This window comes from Marinobacter sp. ANT_B65, from assembly GCF_002407605.1.
GTDB lineage: Bacteria > Pseudomonadota > Gammaproteobacteria > Pseudomonadales > Oleiphilaceae > Marinobacter.
The window spans coordinates 361,302-381,565 of the sequence record NZ_NXGV01000003.1 but is presented as its reverse complement, the minus strand read 5'-3'; the positions used below and the strand labels follow the sequence as shown (position 1 = coordinate 381,565).

The following is a 20,264-nucleotide window of genomic DNA, read 5'->3' as shown; positions in this document are numbered from 1 at the left end:
TTTGTAACTGCATTGACACAAAAATTGTGCAAGGATCAAAGAGTGTGAGAGGCCCGAAAAAGGAGTTTTCATCATGGCAAAGCAGCAAAAGCGGACGGGGGGAACTTCCTCAAAGGTGCTTGCGCAACTTAGTGGCAAGCATGTTCTGATTACAGGTACTACGGGCTTTCTTGGCAAGGTCGTTCTGGAAAAACTGATTCGTGCGGTGCCAGACATCGGTGGCGTCCACCTGTTGATAAGAGGCAATGCACGCCGTAATGATGCCCGTTGCCGTTTTCTCGAGGAAATTGCGACTTCTTCAGTATTTGATCGCCTGCGCCAGGAAAGAGGAAAGGTTCTCGAGACTTTTCTGGAGGATCGCCTGCATTTTACCACCGGAGAGGTAACGCAGCCCCTTTTTGGCCTGCAGCCCGATGCGTTCCGGAAACTGGCGGGCAGTATCGATGCCGTTATCAACTCCGCAGCCAGTGTTAATTTCCGCGAAGAACTGGACAAGGCTCTGTCCATAAACACATTAAGCCTGGAAAATATCGCCGAGTTGGCCCGCCTGAATCCGGCCCTTGCGGTTGTTCAGGTATCAACCTGCTACGTAAATGGCATGAATTCAGGGCAGATTACCGAGTCGGTGATAAAACCCGCCGGCGAGGAAATTCCCCGTAGTTCTTCAGGCTATTACGAGATTGATGAACTGGTCCGGCTGCTTAACGACAGTATTGCAGACGTTCGTTCGCGCTATTCGGACAAAGCCCTTGAGCGAAAGCTTGTGGACCTCGGAATACGTGAGGCCAACCGCTATGGCTGGAGTGATACCTACACGTTTACCAAATGGCTGGGTGAGCAGTTACTGATCAAGGCTCTGGAAGGTCGCGCACTTACAATTGTGCGCCCGTCCATTATTGAAAGCGCTCTGGAAGAGCCCGCCCCAGGCTGGATTGAAGGTGTGAAAGTGGCTGACGCCATTATCCTTGCCTATGCCAGAGGAAAGGTCACGGTGTTTCCAGGCAAGCGCTCGGGGGTTATTGATGTTATTCCCGTCGACCTTGTGGCGAACTCTATTATCCTGGCAGTAGCAGAAGCTCTTGGGGAGCCCGTCCGGCAGCGGATCTACCAATGCTGCAGCGGAAGCTCCAATCCGGTGACTCTGGGAGAGTTTATCGATCATTTGATGGAGGAAGCCAAAAGCAACTACGCAGAGTACGACCTGCTTTTCTCTCGACAGCCGGTCAAGCCTTTTATCGCGGTAAACAGGACCCTGTTCGATGCCATGGTGAGTGGTGTTCGGTTTCCCCTAAGCCTGGCCCGGCGAACGATGCGAATGCTGGGGCAGAATCATGAGCTGAAAATGTTGCGAAACCTTGATACGACCCGTGCGCTGGCAACGATTTTTGGTTTCTATACTGCCCCGGATTATATTTTCCATAATGACGAATTGCTGGCCCTTGCCTCGCGTATGGGCAAGGAAGATAAAGTGCTGTTCCCGGTAGATGCGCGCAAGATCGATTGGGCAGTGTATCTGCGCAAGATTCATCTGGCAGGTCTGAACCGTTACGCACTCAAGGCGAAAAATAAGCTCCGCCCGCGTTCCTCAAGGGCTCGCAAGCAGGCAGCCTGATCATGCTGCGCTAAAAGTTCAAGAGCGTTAGGACGTTAGTCTAATTCAATGTTTGGTGGTTCGCATGGTGAACTACAGCCATGTGTCCACAGGGCATTGCGCCCTATCGCTCTGAACAAACAAAATTGACAATTACAATAGACTCTGATCTAGGGGGAGCACAATGACTGATAAACACCTTTATCCGGTAAGCCAGGACGTGGCCGAACGGGCATTTGTGAATCGCGAGCAGTATGACGAAATGTATCGTCAGTCTATCGAGGAACCAGATGCGTTCTGGGGAGAGCATGGCAAGCGCCTCGAATGGATCAAGCCGTATTCCAAGGTAAAAAACACCACGTTTGATTACAATAATCTCTCCATCAAGTGGTTTGAAGACGGGCAGCTGAATGCTTCAGCAAACTGCCTGGATCGTCACCTTGCAACCCGGGGCGACCAGACTGCCATTATTTTTGAAGGCGATGACCCCTCTGACTCACGTCACGTTACTTACCGTGAACTGCACGAAGAAACCAGCAAATTCGCCAATGTTCTGAAAGGCCTGGGTGTGAAGAAGGGTGACGTGGTCACTATCTACATGCCAATGATTGTTGAAACCGCTGTAGCCATGCTGGCCTGTGCTCGTATTGGCGCAATCCACTCTGTTGTCTTTGGTGGCTTCTCACCGGAAGCACTGGGTGCCCGTGTCGTAAATGGCAAGTCCCGGTTTGTCATCACTGCCGATGAAGGTCTTCGTGGTGGCCGCAAAGTTCCTCTGAAAAAGAATGTGGATGCGGCTCTCAAAAATGAAGACGGTGCCGGTGTCGAGAAAGTTATCGTTGTCAGCCGGACAGGTAACAAGGATGTGCCCTGGAACGAAGGGCGCGATGAGCGTTATGAAGACCTTATGGCGACTGCCTCTGCAGATTGTCCGCCCGAGCCCATGAACGCGGAAGACCCTCTGTTCATGCTCTATACATCGGGTTCAACCGGTGCGCCCAAAGGTGTTTTGCATACGACTGGCGGTTACATGGTTTATGCCTCCATGACGCACCAGTATGTGTTCGACTATCACGATGGCGATGTTTACTGGTGTACAGCGGATTTTGGCTGGGTTACCGGGCATAGCTACATTCTTTACGGGCCGCTGTGTAACGGAGCGATCTCCGTACTGTTTGAGGGTGTGCCAAACTATCCTGACAGCTCCCGCATGGGGCAGATTGTCGATAAGCATCAGGTTAACACTCTTTATACCGCGCCTACTGCCATCCGTGCACTGATGGCTGAAGGCGAAGCCTGCATGAGCGGCACATCCCGTAAGAGCCTGAAGTTGCTTGGTTCAGTAGGTGAGCCGATCAACCCGGAAGCATGGGAGTGGTACCATCGTGTAATCGGCAACAGCAAATGTCCCATTGTGGATACCTGGTGGCAAACTGAAACCGGCGGTATTCTGATTGCACCGTTACCTGGCGCGATAGATCTTAAACCGGGTTCTGCGACCGTTCCGTTCTTTGGCGTACAGCCGGCGCTGGTGGATAGCGAAGGTAATGTGCTGGAAGGTAAAGCCGACGGCAATCTCGTGATTCTGGACAGCTGGCCTGGTCAGATGCGGACGATATATGGCGATCATGAGCGTTTTGCCCAGACTTATTTCAGTGCCTATAAAGGTATGTACTTTACCGGTGATGGTGCCCGTCGCGATGAAGATGGGTATTACTGGATTACCGGCCGCGTTGATGACGTACTAAACGTTTCAGGGCACCGCCTGGGTACTGCAGAGGTTGAAAGCGCTCTGGTAGCTCACGATAAGGTTGCCGAGGCGGCGGTTGTTGGTTTCCCTCATGACATCAAAGGACAGGGCATTTATGTCTATGTGACGTTGATGCAGGGTGAACAACCTTCAGACGAGCTCAAGAAAGAACTGGTGCAGTGGGTTCGCAAGGAAATCGGTCCAATTGCGTCTCCGGATGTGATTCAGTGGGCACCCGGTTTGCCTAAAACACGATCAGGCAAGATTATGCGCCGGATTTTGCGTAAGATTGCAGCTAACGAGCATGACCAACTGGGAGACACTTCTACTCTGGCAGATCCTGGCGTGGTTGATGAGCTCATTGGCAGTCGCGAGTTCAAATAAGGTCTGAGGGCAGGCCATAAACCTGTGAGGAAATGGTTGAATGACACAAACAATTATCGTCGCTGATGATCACCCACTGTTTCGGGCAGCCCTGAAACAGGCGGTCAATCAAGCAGTGCCTGATGCGGAAACCGTAGAAGTTGACAGCATCAAGGCGCTTCAGGCGTCGGTAGATTCGCACCCGGATGCAGATCTGGTTCTGCTTGATCTCAATATGCCGGGCGCCCATGGCTTTTCGGGGCTGGTGTTCATGCGTGGACAGTATCCCGGATTGCCGGTGGTGGTTGTGTCAGGCTCTGAAGAATTGCAGGTAATGCGTCGCTCGATTGATTACGGGGCGTCTGGCTTTATTCCCAAGTCGGCGCCTCTGCCCACCATTACGGAGGGAATTCGTGCTGTACTGGAGGGTGATGTATGGCTGCCGGAAGGTGTGGCAGACAAGCTTGAGCGCATGCACTCAGATACCACCGATTTTTCCGAAAAGCTCGCATCACTGACCCCGCAACAGTTCCGGGTACTGGGGATGCTGGCAGAAGGGCTGTTGAACAAGCAGATTGCTTACGATCTGGATGTTTCTGAGGCTACTATCAAAGCACATATTACGGCTGTTTTCCGTAAGCTTGGGGTGCGGAACCGTACCCAGGCAGTGATTGCGATACAGCAGATGGAGATTGATCCTTCGGATCAGTCGTTGTCTGGAAGCTGAAGTTCAGATCTTTGGTTTGTACAAAAAACGGGAGCCTATGGGCTTCCGTTTTTTGTAAGGACTTTAATCAGAAATCGGTCATTTGCTTCCGGCGTAACCCAGTTCTTTGTCCACCAGATTGAACAGCTCTTCACCATTGCTCCAGCGGTCAAAATTTTCAAGAAACTGGTCGGTAAGGGCGCGCTTCCAGCCAATGAAATCACCAGCCATGTGGGCCGTCATGATTACGTTCTCCATATCCCACAGCGGATGATTTTCGGGCAGCGGTTCTTCTTCAAACACGTCGAGCCCTGCACCGGCGATCTCCCCAGCCTTGAGTGCAGCGATCAGATCGCCGGTTTTTACAATGGGGCCACGGCCGATATTAATCAGGCGTGCGGTGTTCTTCATGGCCTTGAAGGCATTTTTGTCAAATAACCCTTCCGTCTGGGGCGTCAGCGGCGCGGCTATAACTACGTAATCGGCCTGGCCCAGCTGTTCGTAAAGGTCGTTATTGCCATGCACTGCAACAAAGTCCGGGTCGTCCGTGCGGGCCGTTCTGGCAATGCCGTGGGGTTTCAGTCCCGCCGCAGCAACAAGGCGGCCAATCTGGCGACCGATGGATCCTGCGCCGACCACCAGAACCCGCTTCCCTGAGGCTCTTTCAGTGTCCCTGTGCTTCCATTGATGTTTCATCTGCAAACGAATAGATCCGGGGAAGTCCTTGGCGAACATCAGAATGGTACAAAGCACGTATTCGGCGATGGTTCTGTCAAATATACCTCTGGCATTGGTGACCACAACACTGCCTTTCGTGAGAGCGGGGAACATCAATGCGTCCACCCCTGCACTGGTAGCATGTATCCATCTCAGCTCGTCTGCACAGGCCCAGGCAGCTTCCAGTGCCTCGGTGCGAAAATCTGTCACCATCATCACATGGGTACCCGGAAGAGTGCTCCGCAGAGTGGCTTCGTCACTGGCGAAGCGTACCTCTGCGCGGGCCCTGAGAGAGTCCATGCCTGGCGGCTCCTGCTCTCCGGGCGCAGTAAGAACGGTTACCACGAGCTTGTTGCGCTGAGTCATTGAACCTCCGCCTGGTCAGATGGCTGATTTCGGGTTGAGTTTTCTCTGAGGTTTCCTTTCACACTCTCAGTCTCTCGACACAGTCTGGTAGGCGGATGCGATCGGGTCAACCCGGTGTTTCCGGTAAAAGGGTTTTCAGGCAGGTAAATTATGCCTGCACAATGTTTGTATGTTTTTGCCTTGTATGCCCAGACCTTACTGGCTAACCTGCAAGGTAGTTGATTTTCGCCATCGTTCCCGTTTCAGGAGGTTGTTATGGTAGGCGCCGCCAACAGAGATACCGGCCAGGATGCACCACGTAAAGTGAAGTACCGGAAAACCAAGGCCAGTTGGAATCCAGCCATGCAGGCGGTTCCGGTGCCGGGTATCCGGCGTATGGTGAATATGGCAGCCACTATGAAGGATGTTATTCACCTATCCATCGGCCAGCCGGATCTGCCGACCCCCAGACATATTATTGATGCGTATATTGATGCCTTGAATGCGGGGCAGACCGGCTACACTATGGACGCCGGTCTGCCCGAGTTACTGGTAGCCCTGAGGGACTACTATGGCAAGCGCTATAACCGCAAACTTACCAGAGACAATATTCTGGTTACCAGCGGTGCCACTGAAGCAATGTACCTGGCTATTTCTGCGACTGCAGCGCCAGGGCGTCAGTTTATCGTGACCGATCCTTCTTTCCTGTTGTATGCGCCTCTGATCCGTATGAATGGCGGGGAGGTCAAGTTTGTATCGACTCATGCGGAAAATAATCATCAGCTTGATCCGGATGAGGTCATCAAGGCGATGGGGCCGCGCACTTTTGCCCTGATACTCAACAACCCGAATAACCCGACCGGAGCTGTATATCCCCGCAGCACGGTGGAAACCATTCTGGAAGAGTGCGCTTACCGGGGCATACAGGTTTATGCCGACGAGGTTTATGATCACCTCATTTTTGATGACGAGGATTTTGCCAGTGTCCTGAACTGCTCCATGGACCTGGACAACATCATGTGCATCAGCAGTTTTTCGAAGACATACAGTATGGCGGGGTTACGCGTCGGTTGGGTGATTTCCAGCCAGGCGGCAATCAAATCCCTGAGACGCTATCACATGTTCACCACATCGGTTGCGAATACACCGTCCCAGTTTGCCGGTGTTGCGGCTCTGACGGGCGATCAGCAGTGTGTCGCTGACATGCTGGATATTTACCGGGAACGCCGGGACAAAGTCGTGGAGTTGATAGAGCAGACCCCATACATGACCGGGTATAAGCCTGGCGGCGCATTTTTCGCGTTCCCGGCCTTGCCTCCCCATGTTGATGGTTCTGATCTGGCGCTGCGCATGCTCAAGGAAACCGGAGTGTGCATGGTGCCCGGGGATGCCTTTGGCGAAGGCTCTACAAACGCAGTTCGTATCAGTTTCTCGACCAGCTGTGAGAAGCTTGATGCAGCGTTTGATCGCATCATTCCATGGATGGCTAAACAACAGTTCTGAGGGGGGAGTTATGTCGGCCCTGGATTCTGTACTTATCCAGTGTCCCTATTGCTGGGAGACGCTGGATGTCAGCGTTGATCCGTCAGTAGTGGAGCAGGAATACGTGGAAGACTGCCAGGTATGCTGTCAGCCCATTCTGTTGCGGGTTGTTTTTGATGATAACCTCACTCCTCACGTAGAGGCGCGGGCCGAGAATGAGTAAGTGGCCTGAGGTGCCTGCCCTTGGGTAAGCGCTCAATACATGGAGAACAAATGATGAATGAACTGCGCCTGAGTGGCCTTTGGGGCATGATTATACTCGTGCTTGCCTTGTCCAGTGGCTGTGCCAGCCTGTCCCCCTATTCAATCTCGGAAGGAGAACTGGAAAGTCACCTGCAGGACGTCGTTCGTGATTACGATCGCATGCAGCTGAAAAGCGGGTCGCCGCTAAGCTTAAGCCTTGATGATGCGGATATTACTTTGGGTCCGGATGGCCGTGACGTGGCTGTGATTGATGTCAGAGGACAGGTCGCACTGAATGCGTTTCTGGCCAAGCTGCCGGTTGATATCGCTTTGAAAGTTGAAGGTGCGCCGGTCTATGACAGTCAGGAAAAAGCTATTTACATTCGCAGAATAAAGCTCCTTGAAAGCAGTGTCGATTCAGGCTTTTTCAAGGGCGATCTTGCGCCGGTCACAGACAGTGTGATGAGAGTTGTTGCCCAGATGCTGGAAACCATGCCGGTTTATCGTCTGGATGACACCAAACTCGCCCAGCGGATGTTCGGAATGGTGCCTATGGATATCCGGGTGGCACCCGGTCGTCTCGAATTCGTGATGGCTGAGTAAGTAGCCGCTTTTTGGAAAAGCAGGGCAGGGAAGTATTTCCTGGCCCTGCTTATGATGCATCCTGTCAGGCTGCTGACAGTCTTTGACAGATCGCTTCGCCGACCTCCTGTGTCCTTCGCTGTGCGCCGGAGTTTTCCTTCAGATCCGCTGCCACAGCGCTGAACAGTTCTTTACCTGCCTCTGCCATAGCCGCGTCTTTTCTCCCAAGCCACTCAAGCATGCGGGCGGCCGTAAACAGCATGGCTGTGGGGTCAGCCAGGCCCTGGCCGGCAATGTCGGGAGCGCTGCCGTGTGTAGGCTCAAACATGGACGGCATATCCGGATCCGTAGGGTTGAGATTGCAGGAAGGCGCAACGCCCATGCCGCCAGAGAGCACTGCGGCAAGATCCGTCAGAATGTCTCCCTGAAGGTTGCTGGCGACAACCACGTCGAATGCCCACGGGCTTTGTACGAACTTCATACAGGCTGCATCGACCAGTTCATGGTGCGTGGCGACATCAGGGTACTCTTTACTGATTTCCTCGAATGCTTCGGTGTACATATCACCCCAGTAACGCAGCGCGTTACGCTTGGTGATCAGGCATACCTGACTTTCACAGGGGCGCCCATCACGAGAACCGTCAAGGGTATAGAAGGTCCTGGTGCGGCTTTCCTGAACGCGCTCCGCTGCCCTGGCACGGGCCTGTTCGAAGCCATAGCGAATAATGCGATTGGTGGCTTTGCGGGTAAATACCTCCATCTGGGTCGCGATTTCATCCTCGGTTCCTTTACGGAGCCGTCCGCCCTGGCTGACATACTCACCTTCGGAATTCTCCCGGATAACGAGCATATCTATGTCTTTGGCCCGCTCATCGGCAAGATACTGGCGGGCACCGGGCAGCAGTCGGGCAGGGCGTTCGCACACCCACTGATCAAAGCCTTTACGCATGTCCAGCAAGGGTGCCAGCGAAACGCTGTCAGTTAAAAGATAACGGTTCGGATCGTCCAGCGGGCCCGGATCACCGAGCGCGCCAAGCAGTATGGCGTCGTAGGCTTTGAGCTGCGTCAGTGCATCTTCAGGCATGGATTCGCCATGCTCCTGATGCCAGGCGTGGGAGGGCCAGGGGAAACGGGTCCATTCAAGCGCCAGATTATGCCTGGTACGCAGGATTTCCAGACAGCGTATTGCTTCCCCTACGACTTCAGGGCCAATACCGTCTCCCGGCGTTACAGCAATGCGGGTAGTTTGGGCCATGTTGGCGACTCCTTTTTCAAATTGACGCGTATAGATAACAAGCCCAGTTTAGCCCTCTGGACACGAGACGCCACCGAGCTGGTAAATAAAGCCGTTTTACCCTTATGGGGCCCAGCGTTTATAGTGTCCGCAGTAGCTGGCGTACTAACGCCGAAAATTGGTTTAACGAACTTACAGGACGGTCCCGTTGCTCTATCGACTTATTACCATCATTGGCGCCCTTGTTTTTGTTGCAATCCTGTATGCACTGGTCTGGTTTTTCTGTAAAAAGTTTCTCGAGCATCATGGAGTCAGAGAAGGCGTATCAGACCGTGCCACGGTGCTTGCAACCTGGACATTTGCGGGTATCAGTGTCGGGCTGGTTTTTGCTGTAGTCGGTTCGTTTGTGCTTGGCCCCTGGGCGTTTTACCGTACGCTGCGAGGTCACGGTGTTGATATTTCTGATGGTGCGGCTGTCTGGTGGGGCTTTGGTATTGTGGTCGCTTCACTTGGGATTACGGCTATGGGGCTTTTTGGCTTCCTTGCCCTTGTAGGTGCTTACTGAATCGCGTTGAGCTGTTCCCTGAACCAGATTAAAGCCGGCTCCTGACTGTAAGCTTTATGCCAGTATAAATGCACATCGAGTGACGGCAGATCTGCTGGAGGCTTCATTATTGTAATACTGGCGCGCTCCGAAATGATTCTGGCGTAGGTTTCCGGCATAGTCAGCAGAAGATCGGTCGCTTCCACGACCCGGCAGGCTGCGTAGTAGTGCTGGCAGCGCAGGCGGATACTGCGCTGAACCCCTAGCCGTGATAGTTCAAAATCTTCGATTCCCGGGCCTTCCGTGCGTGATGAAACCAGTATGTGACGTGCTGAAAGGTACCTGTCCATGTCCAGAGCCTGTGATGCCAGGGGATGACCTTCCCGTGCCAGAACCACAAGCCTGTCCTGCCTTAGCAATTCGTGAGATGTCTGGCTGCTGACCGGTAGCAGTACGTCAACAGCGAAGTCCAGTTTGCCGGCCGCAAGCTGTGTTTCCATATCCCGTCGAGGAATACGCTTGCTGACAATTTCCAGTTCCGGATAGGGGTCCAGTCGCTGCATAAGCTGGGGCAGAAAGGTTGATTCCAGAACATCCCTTAGGCCCAGAGAATAGGTTTTGCGCTGATTGGCCGGATCAAAAGCATGGAACTGGTTAACCGCGCCCTGAATCTGGGTAAGTCCGGGTTTCATAGACTCAAGGAAGCGGCGGGCCAGGGGTGTTGGCATCATCTGATTACCCTGCCGCGTAAACAGGGGATCGTCGAAATGATCCCGCAGGCGTGCCAGTGAATGGCTGACGGCCGGCTGCGTCAGGTGTAGTGCCTTTGCGGCACGGGTAAGGCTGCCTTCCCGGTAGATAGTGTCAAAAACATGCAAAAGATTGAGGTCCAGGCGAGTGCTGGCCATAGTAGCAATACCCTTTATTAATAAATATTATTAATAGTAAACGATTAAAATAATTCAGTCGCGTAATAGTTGGCGTAGTCATAGACTGGCATCAATGTGCTTATGTTCATGGCACCAGTATGTGTAATTTCTATGAGGATCAGACAATGGATTTCAGTATCTCCGAGAAAGGTCAGGATTATCTCAAGCGTGTAAAAGCGTTTATGGCGGAAGAGATATTCCCGGTTGAAGCTCAATACCATAAGGAATTGGCGTCCCTTGAAAACCGCTGGGTTGTGCTTCCGGTTATCAAAGAGCTGAAGGACAAGGCCAAGGCCCAGGGGCTCTGGAATATGTTCTTTCCGGATGAGAGGTATGGTTGTGGTCTGCTTAACTCCGATTACGCGCTGATTGCAGAAGAGACCGGTCGCAGCTTTATTGCGCCTGAGATTTTTAACTGTAATGCGCCGGACACAGGCAACATGGAAGTACTGATTCACTATGGCTCCGAGGAGCAGAAGACTGAGTGGCTCCCCCGCCTTCTTAGTGGAGAAATCCGGTCAGCATTCTGCATGACTGAGCCGGCGGTAGCATCATCTGACGCAACCACCATGGAAGCGACTGCAGTAGTTGACGGTGACGAAGTGGTGCTGAATGGCCGCAAATGGTGGAGCACCGGTATTGGTCACCCTGACTGCAAGGTTGCGATTTTCATGGGCCTTTCTGACCCTGATGCCCATAAACACCGCCGCCACTCGATGGTTCTGGTACCTCTGGATACACCGGGGGTGAAAATCGAGCGCATGCTGCCGGTGTTCGGCGAGTATGACGAACCATACGGCCATGGTGAAGTGCTGTTTGACAATGTTCGTTTGCCGAAGAGTGCATTTATTGCCGGCCCGGGACGCGGCTTCGAGATTGCTCAGGGGCGCCTTGGGCCTGGCCGTGTGCACCACTGTATGCGTGCTATCGGAGCAGCTGAGCGTACGCTTGAGTTGCTGATCAAGCGGGCCACAAGTCGCGAGGCGTTTGGTCGCCCACTGGCCAAGCTTGGTGGTAACCCGGATATTATTGCCAATGCCCGTATGTCTATTGAGCAGGCTCGCTTGTTGACACTCAAATGTGCCTGGGCGCTGGACACCAAGGGTATTGCAGGTGCAATTCAGGAGGTTGCCATGATCAAGGCGGTTGTCCCTTCGATGCTGCAAACCATTGTTGATCAGGCAATCCAGATTCACGGCGGTGCTGGTGTGAGCGATGACGACTTCCCACTGACCCAGTTGTTTGCCTATGCACGGGTATTGCGGCTGGCGGATGGACCGGATGAAGTACACAGGGCGACTGTTGCTCGCCTTGAGTTGCGTAAATATAAAAACCAATAAAACGGAAAACACTATGACACAACGAGTATTCATAACAGGCGGCGCAAGCGGCCTTGGTCGTGCCATTGCGCTGCGTTATGCCAGAGAAGGTGCCAGGGTCTGTATCGGTGACATTAATCCCGATCAGGGCGTTGGTGTCGAGCAGGAAATCAATAATGCCGGTGGCGAGGGCTACTTTGTGGAATGTGATGTCCGGCGTCTGACCGATCTGGAGAAGGTCTGTGCAGACCTCACCCGGAAGTGGGGTGGTGTTGACGTTGTGGTGAACAACGCCGGTGTTGCGTCTGCCGGCTCGATCGAAGACACCACTATGGCGGACTGGGAGTGGATTATTGATATCAACGTTCTGGGAGTGGTGAGGGGCTGTAAAGCGTTTACACCGCAGTTCAAGAAACAGGGTTCGGGGGCGTTTGTGAATATTGCTTCCATGGCGGGCCTTATGCTGGCGCCGCTTATGGACAGCTACAATGTATCCAAGGCAGGCGTTATCGCCTTGTCGGAGACGTTGAGCCAGGAATTGCGGGATGATGGCATTCATGTGAGCTGTGTGTGTCCGGCATTTTTCCAGACCAACCTGGCCAGCAGCATGCGTTCGGATATACCGGGTATTCAGCAGAACGTGGGTAAGTTGATGAAGCGCTCCAGTATTTCGGCAGATCACGTTGCCGAAGATATTGTGCGCTCGGTAAAGAACAGGAATTTCTGGGTGTTGCCTCATGCCAGGGAGCGTCGCCTGTGGATGCTCAAGCGTGTTGCCCCTTGGGCGTTTGATCGTTTGATGTACGAGGAGAGCAAGCGCTGGATGAAGAAGATGGGTGGTAAGGCAAAGGCCTGACCGGAACGCTTGAATAAAAGGAGAGCCATGAATGACCCAGATTGATCAGGCAGAAGACATCCGCGAAGGTGAGGAACTGGATCTTCCGGCAGTTGACCGGTTTATGAAAGGCGCAATCCCGGCCTTAACTGGTGAGCCAGAGATCCGCCAGTATCCGGGGGGGGCATCCAACCTGACCTATCAGGTGGACTACGGAGACCGTTCGTTTGTTTTGCGCCGTCCACCTTTTGGCAAAATCGCAAAGTCTGCGCACGACATGCTGCGCGAAGCAAAGGTGATGCAGGCGTTGAAGCCCGTCTATCCATATGTGCCAGGGATCATTGCGATTTGTGATAATCACAGTGTGTTGGGGTGCGATTTTTATGTGATGGAGCGACTGAAGGGCATCATCCTGCGTCAGGATTTCCCCGAAGATCTGGACCTGAATGAAGCTGACACACGTAAACTTTGCCTGAATGTGATCGATAAACTCGTGGAGTTACATCGTGTCGATGCCAGGGCAGCCGGGCTGGATCATCTGGGTAAGGGGCCGGGGTATGTCCAGCGCCAGATTGGCGGCTGGAGCGACCGTCTCCGTAAGTCTCATACAAGCGATGTCGGCGATTTTGAGGCTGTTATGTCCTGGCTGAACAACAAAATGCCAGAGGACATTGCACAGGTTGTTATCCACAACGATTTCCGCTTTGACAATGTTGTGCTGAACCCGGACAACCCCTTTGAGGTGATTGGGGTGCTGGACTGGGAAATGGCGACCATAGGTGATCCCCTTATGGATCTGGGCAACACGCTTGCTTACTGGATCGAGGCAGATGACGAAGGTCCGTTCCAGATGCTGCGCCGTCAGCCAACCCACCGCCCCGGCATGCTGACGCGCAAGGAAGTGGTGGCCTACTACATGGAAAAGTCCGGTTTCAGAGCAGGTAACTTCGATTTTTATGAGGTTTACGGGCTGTTCCGTCTGGCAGTAATTGTCCAGCAGATCTATTACCGCTTCTATCATGGCCAGACCAGCGACAAGCGTTTTGCTGCCTTTGGTCATGCTGCCAACTATCTTGAAAAACGCTGCCAGCGCCTGATTTCGGAGAGCTCCCTGTAATGGCTACTGTGTACCTTGTACGGCATGGTCAGGCGAGTTTCGGAAAAGAGAACTATGACCAGTTGTCTCCGAAGGGGTGGGAACAAGGTAAAGTTCTTGGTCGCTGGATGGTTGATAAAATCACGCCGGCGGCAGTTTTTGGCGGCGACCTGCAGCGCCACAGGGAAACCGTTGAAGCCATTACAACGGGCTACGGTGCGCAGTTACCGGATATGCAGGTAGCTCCCGGTTTCAACGAGTTCGATCATGTTTCTGTCGTTAACCGTTACCGGCCTGAGTGGAGTGACCGGCAGATTATGGCAAGGGATCTTGCCGCATTTCCGAAACCTGCGGCGGCGTTTCAGCAAGAGTTCGTCAACGCGGTGCGTCGATGGGCCTCAGGGAAGTACGACGCAGAATACGAAGAGACATGGACAGATTTCAAAACCCGGGTGCTTGCTGCATTTGATGAAATGATCGAGTACGCAGATGGTGGTGATGTACTGGTTTCGACGTCTGGGGGGCCTATCGCGGTTGTGTGTCAGTATCTTCTGGGTCTGGAAGATGAGCGTGCGCTGGGGCTGAATGATGTTATCGCCAATACCAGCGTCACGCGGGTTTTATATTCCGCTGGCCGTCGTAGCCTGTCTGTTTTCAATAATTACAGCCATCTGGAAGCGGAAGATCCCGCCCTGGTGACGTTCCGATAGCATATTGAGGTGAACGAATGAGTAAGAAAGACCTGTTTGATCTGACTGGCAAAATTGCCCTGATTACTGGTGCCAGCCGAGGCATTGGCGAGAGCATTGCGCGAACTCTGGCGGACTATGGTGCACACGTGATCGTTACCAGCCGCAAGATTGACGCCTGCGAAGCCGTGGCAGGCAGCATTCGCGACGCAGGGGGCAGCGCTGAGGCCTATGCCTGTCATATTGGTGAAATGGAACAGATCGAAGCTATCTGGGCCCATATTGAAAAAGAGCATGGCAAGCTGGATATTCTTGTTAACAATGCGGCAGCCAATCCGTATTTTGGCCCGGTGGAGGACACGGATCCTGGTGCATTCCAGAAAACCGTTGATGTTAACATTCGCGGGTATTTCTTTATGTGTGCCCGTGGCGCGCAGTTGATGAAGAAGAATGGCGGTGGTTCAATCGTTAATGTTGCATCGGTAAACGGTGTGAACCCGGGGCACTTCCAGGGCATCTACTCCATCACCAAAGCCGCCGTTATTTCCATGACGAAATCTTTCGCCATGGAACTGGGCCAGCAGAATATTCGTGTGAATGCACTGCTGCCGGGTCTGACGGATACCAGGTTTGCCAGTGCCCTTACCACCAATGAAGCGATCAAGAAGCAGGCTATGGCACACATTCCCATGAAGCGTGTGGCTGACCCGAGTGAAATGGCTGGCACAGTGCTGTATCTGGCATCGGAAGCCTCCAGTTACACCACGGGTGCCTGCATTAATGCAGACGGCGGCTATCTCACGATTTAATGGTCTTGAGCGTCTGAAGCGACTTTGAAGCCCTGGCGTTACGTAAGGGCTTCAAGGTCGCCGCCTGGTTCTGCTTTGCCCCTATCGCATCTGCCCCGGAAAAAATCTGTCGAATAAAATTCGTAAGCTCATTACCATGGCGTGATTGTGCTTTGACAGTTGGTGTCGGAAGACTTGAAACCTTAGGAACAGAACTCATGAGCCGAATCAAACCAGCACGCGTGCGTCAGCTTGTGTTCGGATTTTACATGTCTGGAATGATGTCAGTGCTGATGTCAGGGGTAATTACCTTCGTCAACACAGGAGTAGACAGCGAATATTTTTCTCGCTGGGGCGCGGGGTTCCTTGTCGCATGGGCGGTTGCTTTCCCATTGATTACCTTTATCGCTCCCATCGCAGTCAAACTCACTGAAGTGACTCTGGGGCGGTTGTACAAGGACGACAAGCCAACTTCTGCAAACTGAACTGGCAAGTACGCCTGGCTGTTATTGGATTGAGCGTCCGGAAGAGCCTGGGGTGGCCTGGGAGAGAGCGGTTCCCGTAGGCGGCCGGAAATGCAGGGAATAAAGAATCCGGTCCAGCACAGCCTGGCCATTCCAGGCAGGATCGTTATTCACCATGCCCACAACGGCCCAGGTCGTGTTATTTTCATCCCGTGTAAAGCCGGCGATAGAACGGACGTTTTCCAGGTAGCCGGTCTTGATTCGACCCTCGCCATCCATGCCGGTGTTGCGCAAGCGCCGGGCCATGGTTCCGTCCATGGCTATAATTGGCATGGAGGCCATAAGGTCAGAGGCGTAGGGGCTGTTCCAGGCGTGCTGTAGTATTCTGGTGCCTTGTCGCGCGGTGATTCTGCCGTGGCGCGTTAGTCCGGCACCGTTGTCGATAACCATTCCTGTGGTATCAATCCCTTTGTTCTCCAGCCACTCGTAAATAGCGCTGATGCCGGCAACCCGGTCGTCGTTCTCATTGTCCTTGCGGTTTTGCGCGCCGATGGTCAGCAGAAGTTGCCTGGCCATCACGTTACTGCTCCACTTATTAATATCCCGCACCATGGTCACCAGATCTGGTGATGTGGTTTTCATCATCAGTCGGGCATTTTCCGGGGTTAATCCGTTCAGGTTCCCGCCGGAAATAACTATGCCCATCTCTCCAAGCAGGGACCGGATCATTGAGGCGCTGTATTGTTCGTGGGGAAGCAGGGAAAGATAGGTCTTTGTGCGACAACCCTGTGGAAGCTCGCCGGTTACCCGCACGGTAACACTTCCCCCGTCCTGAAATACTGGCTCCCATTTGAAACTGCGTCGTGACGGGCAGGGGCCTTCTGCCACTGCGGTTACCCGGTTATCAATAACAATTTCGCTTAGTGCCGGTGTGCTCCAGGCCTGAGTGCCTCGCTCATCGGCACGAATCTGGAAATGCATGAGGTTGAGGTTAGTGAGGTAGGCTGATGGCTCAACCAGAAATGGTGCATGCGGATTGTTCCCGTTATCTTTAAATGCCGGGAAACCGCCATCTGTTTTAAAATAGCTGCCATCAAGCACCAGGCTACCGTCAATGCGGGTGATCCCCATATCACGGAGTTCCCGGAGAGTGCCCCAGAGCCGTTCAAATGTGAGTTTGGGGTCACCACCAAAGCGCACATAAAGATTGCCTTTGAGTGTATCTCCAATTAACTCGCCGTCTGTCAGGAAATCTGTGTTCCAGTGATGAGTGGGGCCAAGAATTTCCAGTGCGGCATAGGTGGTGATCACCTTCATTATAGAGCCGGGGCTCATGGGTACATCGGCATTGATGCTCTGATCTATACCGGGACCGTTCAACGGCACTGCAGCCATGCTCAGCGCTTCTTCACTTTTAAGGGATTTCATGGCGTAGTCGCGCATCTGGCTGGCCCAGAGGCGATTGTCGCTGTAACCCGGGCCGTCGTCATCTGCAGCCTGAGCAGATGGCAGGTATGCCAGAGCAGGGGACAATGCAAGAACTGCTGCGAAAGCCAGCGCTGGACGCTTTTGCCGAAAAGAGACTTTTCCTGCGCTGTTTGAGTGCGGCATGCCCGGAATCACCATAGTGGTCGCTTGATAAGGTATGTGAAGAAGACGTCCTGAAATTAACAATAGCTCATCTTTGGGGGTTGTACTATGCAGAAAACCTCTACATGACGTTAAAAAATGCCAGTAGCCTGCTAGTTTGTATTGGGTTTTTGTGACCGAGTGTAAGGCTGTGGAGAAGCGTTTTATCAGATAGGTAAGATAGTGCTCTGGTTTTATGGGTACTTTGGTAGGTATCCTGAAGATCGATTGAGTGAATTTTTGCGCGCTCGGAACATGAAATGATAAACAGGAAATCTATGTATACCGGCCAGTGTCTGTGTGGTGATATTACATTTGAATATGAAGGGCCTCTGGGGCCGCTTTCGTTATGCCATTGCAGCCAGTGCCGCCGTGCCCATGGCAGTGCGTTTTCTGCCAGTTCTCCGGTGCAGAAAATACGTTTCAGGTTTTTATCGGGGCAGGATCAGGTGTCCGAATATGAGTCGCGCCCGGGTAAATACCGGGCTTTCTGTAGTCGCTGTGGTAGTCATCTATATAGTCGCGTGGATGCGATTCCCGGCATTCTCCGGTTGCGGGTCGGCGTCATCAATGAACCCCTGGGAAGAGGGCCGGCACAGCATGTTTATACCGGCTCAAAGTCTGACTGGTTTGAGATCACCGATGCAGTACCTCAGTACGAAAAAACTGAACGTACGGGGGATCCTCACTGAACCGGCACAGCCTGATAGACTTTCCCCCGGGGTGAGTCTGTCAGCAGCCACAGGCTCCCATTGGGGCCATTTCTGACATCACGTATACGTTCCCCGAGGTTGGTGAGTAAATCCTCTTCCGCGTTTATCCGCCTGTTAGTCACGTCCAGACGAACCAGTTTTCTCAGTTTCAGCGCTCCCACGAACAGGCTGCCTTGCCATTCAGGGAAGTCGGAGCCTGTGTAAAATGCCATCCCTGAAGGCGCAATGGATGGATCCCAGTAATGCAGGGGTTGCGCCATACCTTCCTTTTCAGTTTTCAGAGAGATCGGAAGTCCTGAGTAGTCAATGCCATAGGTTATTTCGGGCCACCCGTAGTTGGTGCCGGCTTCCAGGATATTGATTTCGTCTCCGCCCCGCGGGCCATGTTCATGGGTCCATATATCACCGGTGATGGGGTGAAGAGCCATGCCCTGAATGTTGCGGTTTCCCCAGGTAAACAGGGTGTTATTGATGTTTGGGTCATTAAGCCCGGGATTACCCGGTGCCGGCTCGCCATCAACGGTAATGCGATGGACGCCGCCGGCATCGTCTGTAGTGTCCTGAGCTCTGTCCATATCACCGCGGTCGCCGACAGAAATGTAAAGGTAGCCGGAGGTGTCGAATGCCATTCTGCCACCGAAATGCCGCGATGCTCCTGAACGTGGGAGTGCTTCAAATACGATGTCTACGTCTTTTAGTTGACCGTTCTCAAGCGAGGCGCGGGCAACCCGGGTTGTCATGCCTTCACTGGAACCATGTGCGTAACTCAGGAAGAGTATGCGGTTTTCTTCAAAATCCGGATGCAGAACAACATCGAATAATCCTCCCTGGCCGGATACAACGAGTGAAGGAAGGCCTGGCACAGCCTGGGGTAACAACTTTCCGTTCCGAATGACACGGAGCCTGCCAGTTCGCTCGGTTACGAGCATGGAACCACCGGGAAGAAAGGCCAGGCTCCATGGATGTTCAAGGTTGTCCGCAACGGATTGCAGTTTGAAACGAGCTGTTTCAGAACTGAACGTCTGTTTTTCCGCGGCGTGGGGGAGTCCCGGGATCGACAAAGCACAAAGCAGAAGCAGGGAGCGGTAAGGTCGCATGTTTGTCTTCCTCTGATTATTGCAAATGATAATCAATGCTATTAGTATCTCCTATAAGCCTGTTCTGCCAAGAGTAGCAGGCCTGGGTTCTTCACCAGAAGTGTCAACGTCATAAACCAGGGAAGACGCGATCATGACAGCAGAACAGGAAATGATTGAAGGGCTGAAGATTGCAGCGGGGGCTGGTTTCTTTATTGCGTTGGTTGTTGCCGGGTTAACGGTTGCGCTGTAACCAGCTGTCCAGCTTGTCTGCGAATTCTTTCCGGTCGGTCTGGCTGAATGGTGCCAGACCACCAGTCACCTGCCCGGCATTACGCATTTCTTCCATAAAATTTCTCATGGCCAGTCGCTGGCGGATATTTTCCCGGGTGAAAGCCTGTCCTCTTGGATTAAACACATCAGCGCCTTTCTCAATGGCTTCTGCCGCCAGAGGAATATCCTGGGTGATGACGAGGTCGCCAGAGTTGAGCTGATCCATGATCTCGTTGTCTGCCACATCGAAACCCTGCATAACCTGCCTGGCCTTGATATAGGGGCTGGGGGGCAGTTTGATAACATGGTTGGCAATAAACGTGGTCTGGATTTGCCAGCGCGTGGCTGCCCGACAGAGAATCTCCCGAATGGGAACGGGGCAGGCGTCGGCATCGACCCAGATTGGCATGGCGGTTTCCTCAGGCGGTTTGGTTTTATGGCGCAGTTTACCCGTTGTTGGCCCTTGCCTTCCACTTGGCGGCCACTGCTGGAACGTTGGTGGTATAATCCCCCGTAAATTCAACTACGAGGAAACGCGAATGTCCCAACTTCCACCTTGCCCCAAGTGCGGTTCTGAATATACCTATGAAGATGGTGTTCAGCTTGTTTGTCCAGAGTGCGCCTACGAATGGACAGAAGCAGAAGTTGCCGAAGAAGAAGCGGGTAAAGTGGTGCGCGATGCCAACGGAAATGAACTTCAGGACGGAGATAGTGTTTCTGTAATCAAGGACCTGAAAGTAAAAGGCTCCAGTTCTGTGGTTAAGGTGGGCACCAAGGTCAAGAGTATTCGTCTGGTCGATGGTGATCACGATATTGATTGCAAGATCGATGGCATTGGTGCCATGAAACTCAAGTCCGAGTTTGTCAAAAAGATCTGATATTTGAAGTGCCGGACT

Annotated in this window: 21 protein-coding genes; 15 read left to right on the top strand and 6 right to left on the bottom strand. The window is 53.0% G+C overall.

The features are described 5' to 3' along the window. Positions 1-73 precede the first annotated feature (73 nt). From CPA50_RS14835 to CPA50_RS14825, 3 genes are all read left to right on the top strand, one after another. Complete coding sequence (locus tag CPA50_RS14835) at positions 74-1,612, top strand: fatty acyl-CoA reductase (protein ID WP_096783307.1); 1,539 nt, start codon at positions 74-76, stop codon at positions 1,610-1,612. Positions 1,613-1,775: 163 nt separating this feature from the next. Next, positions 1,776-3,725: an acetate--CoA ligase gene (gene acs, locus CPA50_RS14830; protein ID WP_096783306.1), complete on the top strand. Its 1,950-nt coding sequence runs from the start codon at positions 1,776-1,778 to the stop codon at positions 3,723-3,725. A 40-nt stretch (positions 3,726-3,765) separates the two neighbouring features. Next, positions 3,766-4,431, top strand: coding sequence for a response regulator transcription factor (locus tag CPA50_RS14825; RefSeq protein ID WP_096783305.1), 666 nt, complete (start codon positions 3,766-3,768; stop codon positions 4,429-4,431). Between the two features lie 78 nt (positions 4,432-4,509). Here the strand turns inward: CPA50_RS14825 and CPA50_RS14820 are convergent, their stop codons facing one another. Next, a complete protein-coding gene (locus CPA50_RS14820) occupies positions 4,510-5,493 on the bottom strand; it encodes a D-2-hydroxyacid dehydrogenase (RefSeq protein WP_096783304.1) in 984 nt (327 codons plus the stop codon). Between the two features lie 255 nt (positions 5,494-5,748). Between CPA50_RS14820 and CPA50_RS14815 the strand changes: the two genes are divergently transcribed. From CPA50_RS14815 to CPA50_RS14805, 3 genes are read left to right on the top strand one after another with little or no spacing between them, the layout of a single operon-like run. After that, positions 5,749-6,975, top strand: coding sequence for a pyridoxal phosphate-dependent aminotransferase (locus CPA50_RS14815; RefSeq protein WP_096783303.1), 1,227 nt, complete (start codon positions 5,749-5,751; stop codon positions 6,973-6,975). A 10-nt stretch (positions 6,976-6,985) separates the two neighbouring features. Further along, positions 6,986-7,177 carry a CPXCG motif-containing cysteine-rich protein gene (locus CPA50_RS14810; RefSeq protein ID WP_096783302.1) on the top strand — a complete coding sequence of 64 codons (192 nt, stop codon included), beginning with the start codon at positions 6,986-6,988 and terminating at the stop codon, positions 7,175-7,177. A 53-nt stretch (positions 7,178-7,230) separates the two neighbouring features. Beyond that, on the top strand, positions 7,231-7,800 hold the full coding sequence (locus CPA50_RS14805) for a DUF1439 domain-containing protein (protein WP_096783544.1): 570 nt from the start codon (positions 7,231-7,233) through the stop codon (positions 7,798-7,800). 64 nt (positions 7,801-7,864) lie between these two features. Here the strand turns inward: CPA50_RS14805 and CPA50_RS14800 are convergent, their stop codons facing one another. After that, positions 7,865-9,034: an isocitrate/isopropylmalate dehydrogenase family protein gene (locus CPA50_RS14800; RefSeq protein WP_096783301.1), complete on the bottom strand. Its 1,170-nt coding sequence runs from the start codon at positions 9,032-9,034 to the stop codon at positions 7,865-7,867. A 187-nt stretch (positions 9,035-9,221) separates the two neighbouring features. On the opposite strand from CPA50_RS14800, the gene CPA50_RS14795 reads away from it, so the two are divergent. Continuing rightward, entirely contained in the window at positions 9,222-9,578 is a 357-nt protein-coding gene (locus tag CPA50_RS14795; RefSeq protein ID WP_096783300.1) for a hypothetical protein, read from the top strand. On the opposite strand, the gene CPA50_RS14790 is transcribed toward CPA50_RS14795, so the two are convergent. Continuing rightward, positions 9,572-10,465, bottom strand: a complete 894-nt coding sequence (locus CPA50_RS14790) for a LysR family transcriptional regulator (RefSeq protein ID WP_096783299.1) — start codon at positions 10,463-10,465, stop codon at positions 9,572-9,574. The two genes, CPA50_RS14795 and CPA50_RS14790, sit on opposite strands and share 7 nt — an antisense overlap. A gap of 146 nt (positions 10,466-10,611) precedes the next feature. Between CPA50_RS14790 and CPA50_RS14785 the strand changes: the two genes are divergently transcribed. The 6 genes from CPA50_RS14785 (at position 10,612) to CPA50_RS14760 (ending at position 15,698) form a co-directional block, all read left to right on the top strand. After that, positions 10,612-11,826 (top strand): acyl-CoA dehydrogenase family protein, encoded by a 1,215-nt coding sequence (locus tag CPA50_RS14785; RefSeq protein ID WP_096783298.1) that lies wholly within the window; start codon positions 10,612-10,614, stop codon positions 11,824-11,826. A gap of 13 nt (positions 11,827-11,839) precedes the next feature. Then, entirely contained in the window at positions 11,840-12,661 is an 822-nt protein-coding gene (locus CPA50_RS14780) for an SDR family oxidoreductase (protein ID WP_096783297.1), read from the top strand. A gap of 31 nt (positions 12,662-12,692) precedes the next feature. After that, positions 12,693-13,757: a phosphotransferase family protein gene (locus CPA50_RS14775; protein ID WP_096783296.1), complete on the top strand. Its 1,065-nt coding sequence runs from the start codon at positions 12,693-12,695 to the stop codon at positions 13,755-13,757. Continuing rightward, positions 13,757-14,446, top strand: coding sequence for a histidine phosphatase family protein (locus CPA50_RS14770; RefSeq protein ID WP_096783295.1), 690 nt, complete (start codon positions 13,757-13,759; stop codon positions 14,444-14,446). Before CPA50_RS14775 ends, CPA50_RS14770 begins: the two co-directional genes overlap by 1 nt. A gap of 17 nt (positions 14,447-14,463) precedes the next feature. Next, positions 14,464-15,234 (top strand): SDR family oxidoreductase, encoded by a 771-nt coding sequence (locus CPA50_RS14765; RefSeq protein ID WP_096783294.1) that lies wholly within the window; start codon positions 14,464-14,466, stop codon positions 15,232-15,234. Between the two features lie 197 nt (positions 15,235-15,431). Beyond that, positions 15,432-15,698 (top strand): DUF2798 domain-containing protein, encoded by a 267-nt coding sequence (locus tag CPA50_RS14760; RefSeq protein WP_096783293.1) that lies wholly within the window; start codon positions 15,432-15,434, stop codon positions 15,696-15,698. A 21-nt stretch (positions 15,699-15,719) separates the two neighbouring features. Here the strand turns inward: CPA50_RS14760 and dacB are convergent, their stop codons facing one another. Then, the gene (dacB, locus tag CPA50_RS14755) at positions 15,720-17,288 is read right to left on the bottom strand and encodes a D-alanyl-D-alanine carboxypeptidase/D-alanyl-D-alanine-endopeptidase (RefSeq protein ID WP_096783543.1); all 1,569 of its coding nucleotides are present in this window, start codon (positions 17,286-17,288) and stop codon (positions 15,720-15,722) included. 296 nt (positions 17,289-17,584) lie between these two features. On the opposite strand from dacB, the gene CPA50_RS14750 reads away from it, so the two are divergent. Then, positions 17,585-17,998, top strand: a complete 414-nt coding sequence (locus CPA50_RS14750; protein WP_096783292.1) for a GFA family protein — start codon at positions 17,585-17,587, stop codon at positions 17,996-17,998. Here the strand turns inward: CPA50_RS14750 and CPA50_RS14745 are convergent. Next, positions 17,992-19,116, bottom strand: a complete 1,125-nt coding sequence (locus CPA50_RS14745; RefSeq protein WP_096783291.1) for a PQQ-dependent sugar dehydrogenase — start codon at positions 19,114-19,116, stop codon at positions 17,992-17,994. The genes CPA50_RS14750 and CPA50_RS14745 overlap by 7 nt on opposite strands. 214 nt (positions 19,117-19,330) lie before the next feature. Then, positions 19,331-19,777, bottom strand: coding sequence for a YaiI/YqxD family protein (locus tag CPA50_RS14740; RefSeq protein ID WP_096783290.1), 447 nt, complete (start codon positions 19,775-19,777; stop codon positions 19,331-19,333). 130 nt (positions 19,778-19,907) lie between these two features. Here CPA50_RS14740 and CPA50_RS14735 point away from each other — a divergent pair, with 130 nt between their 5' ends. Continuing rightward, positions 19,908-20,246, top strand: a complete 339-nt coding sequence (locus tag CPA50_RS14735) for a zinc ribbon domain-containing protein YjdM (protein ID WP_096783542.1) — start codon at positions 19,908-19,910, stop codon at positions 20,244-20,246. Positions 20,247-20,264: the final 18 nt, after the last annotated feature.

Bases quoted from the DNA above. Each gene is read 5' to 3' on its own strand.
- CPA50_RS14835 (WP_096783307.1), top strand. From the start codon at position 74: ATGGCAAAGCAGCAAAAGCGGACGGGGGGAACTTCCTCAAAGGTGCTT.
- acs (WP_096783306.1), top strand. From the start codon at position 1,776: ATGACTGATAAACACCTTTATCCGGTAAGCCAGGACGTGGCCGAACGG.
- CPA50_RS14825 (WP_096783305.1), top strand. From the start codon at position 3,766: ATGACACAAACAATTATCGTCGCTGATGATCACCCACTGTTTCGGGCA.
- CPA50_RS14820 (WP_096783304.1), bottom strand. From the start codon at position 5,493: ATGACTCAGCGCAACAAGCTCGTGGTAACCGTTCTTACTGCGCCCGGA.
- CPA50_RS14815 (WP_096783303.1), top strand. From the start codon at position 5,749: ATGGTAGGCGCCGCCAACAGAGATACCGGCCAGGATGCACCACGTAAA.
- CPA50_RS14810 (WP_096783302.1), top strand. From the start codon at position 6,986: ATGTCGGCCCTGGATTCTGTACTTATCCAGTGTCCCTATTGCTGGGAG.
- CPA50_RS14805 (WP_096783544.1), top strand. From the start codon at position 7,231: ATGAATGAACTGCGCCTGAGTGGCCTTTGGGGCATGATTATACTCGTG.
- CPA50_RS14800 (WP_096783301.1), bottom strand. From the start codon at position 9,034: ATGGCCCAAACTACCCGCATTGCTGTAACGCCGGGAGACGGTATTGGC.
- CPA50_RS14790 (WP_096783299.1), bottom strand. From the start codon at position 10,465: ATGGCCAGCACTCGCCTGGACCTCAATCTTTTGCATGTTTTTGACACT.
- CPA50_RS14785 (WP_096783298.1), top strand. From the start codon at position 10,612: ATGGATTTCAGTATCTCCGAGAAAGGTCAGGATTATCTCAAGCGTGTA.
- CPA50_RS14780 (WP_096783297.1), top strand. From the start codon at position 11,840: ATGACACAACGAGTATTCATAACAGGCGGCGCAAGCGGCCTTGGTCGT.
- CPA50_RS14775 (WP_096783296.1), top strand. From the start codon at position 12,693: ATGACCCAGATTGATCAGGCAGAAGACATCCGCGAAGGTGAGGAACTG.
- CPA50_RS14770 (WP_096783295.1), top strand. From the start codon at position 13,757: ATGGCTACTGTGTACCTTGTACGGCATGGTCAGGCGAGTTTCGGAAAA.
- CPA50_RS14765 (WP_096783294.1), top strand. From the start codon at position 14,464: ATGAGTAAGAAAGACCTGTTTGATCTGACTGGCAAAATTGCCCTGATT.
- CPA50_RS14760 (WP_096783293.1), top strand. From the start codon at position 15,432: ATGAGCCGAATCAAACCAGCACGCGTGCGTCAGCTTGTGTTCGGATTT.
- dacB (WP_096783543.1), bottom strand. From the start codon at position 17,288: ATGCCGCACTCAAACAGCGCAGGAAAAGTCTCTTTTCGGCAAAAGCGT.
- CPA50_RS14750 (WP_096783292.1), top strand. From the start codon at position 17,585: ATGTATACCGGCCAGTGTCTGTGTGGTGATATTACATTTGAATATGAA.
- CPA50_RS14745 (WP_096783291.1), bottom strand. From the start codon at position 19,116: ATGCGACCTTACCGCTCCCTGCTTCTGCTTTGTGCTTTGTCGATCCCG.
- CPA50_RS14740 (WP_096783290.1), bottom strand. From the start codon at position 19,777: ATGCCAATCTGGGTCGATGCCGACGCCTGCCCCGTTCCCATTCGGGAG.
- CPA50_RS14735 (WP_096783542.1), top strand. From the start codon at position 19,908: ATGTCCCAACTTCCACCTTGCCCCAAGTGCGGTTCTGAATATACCTAT.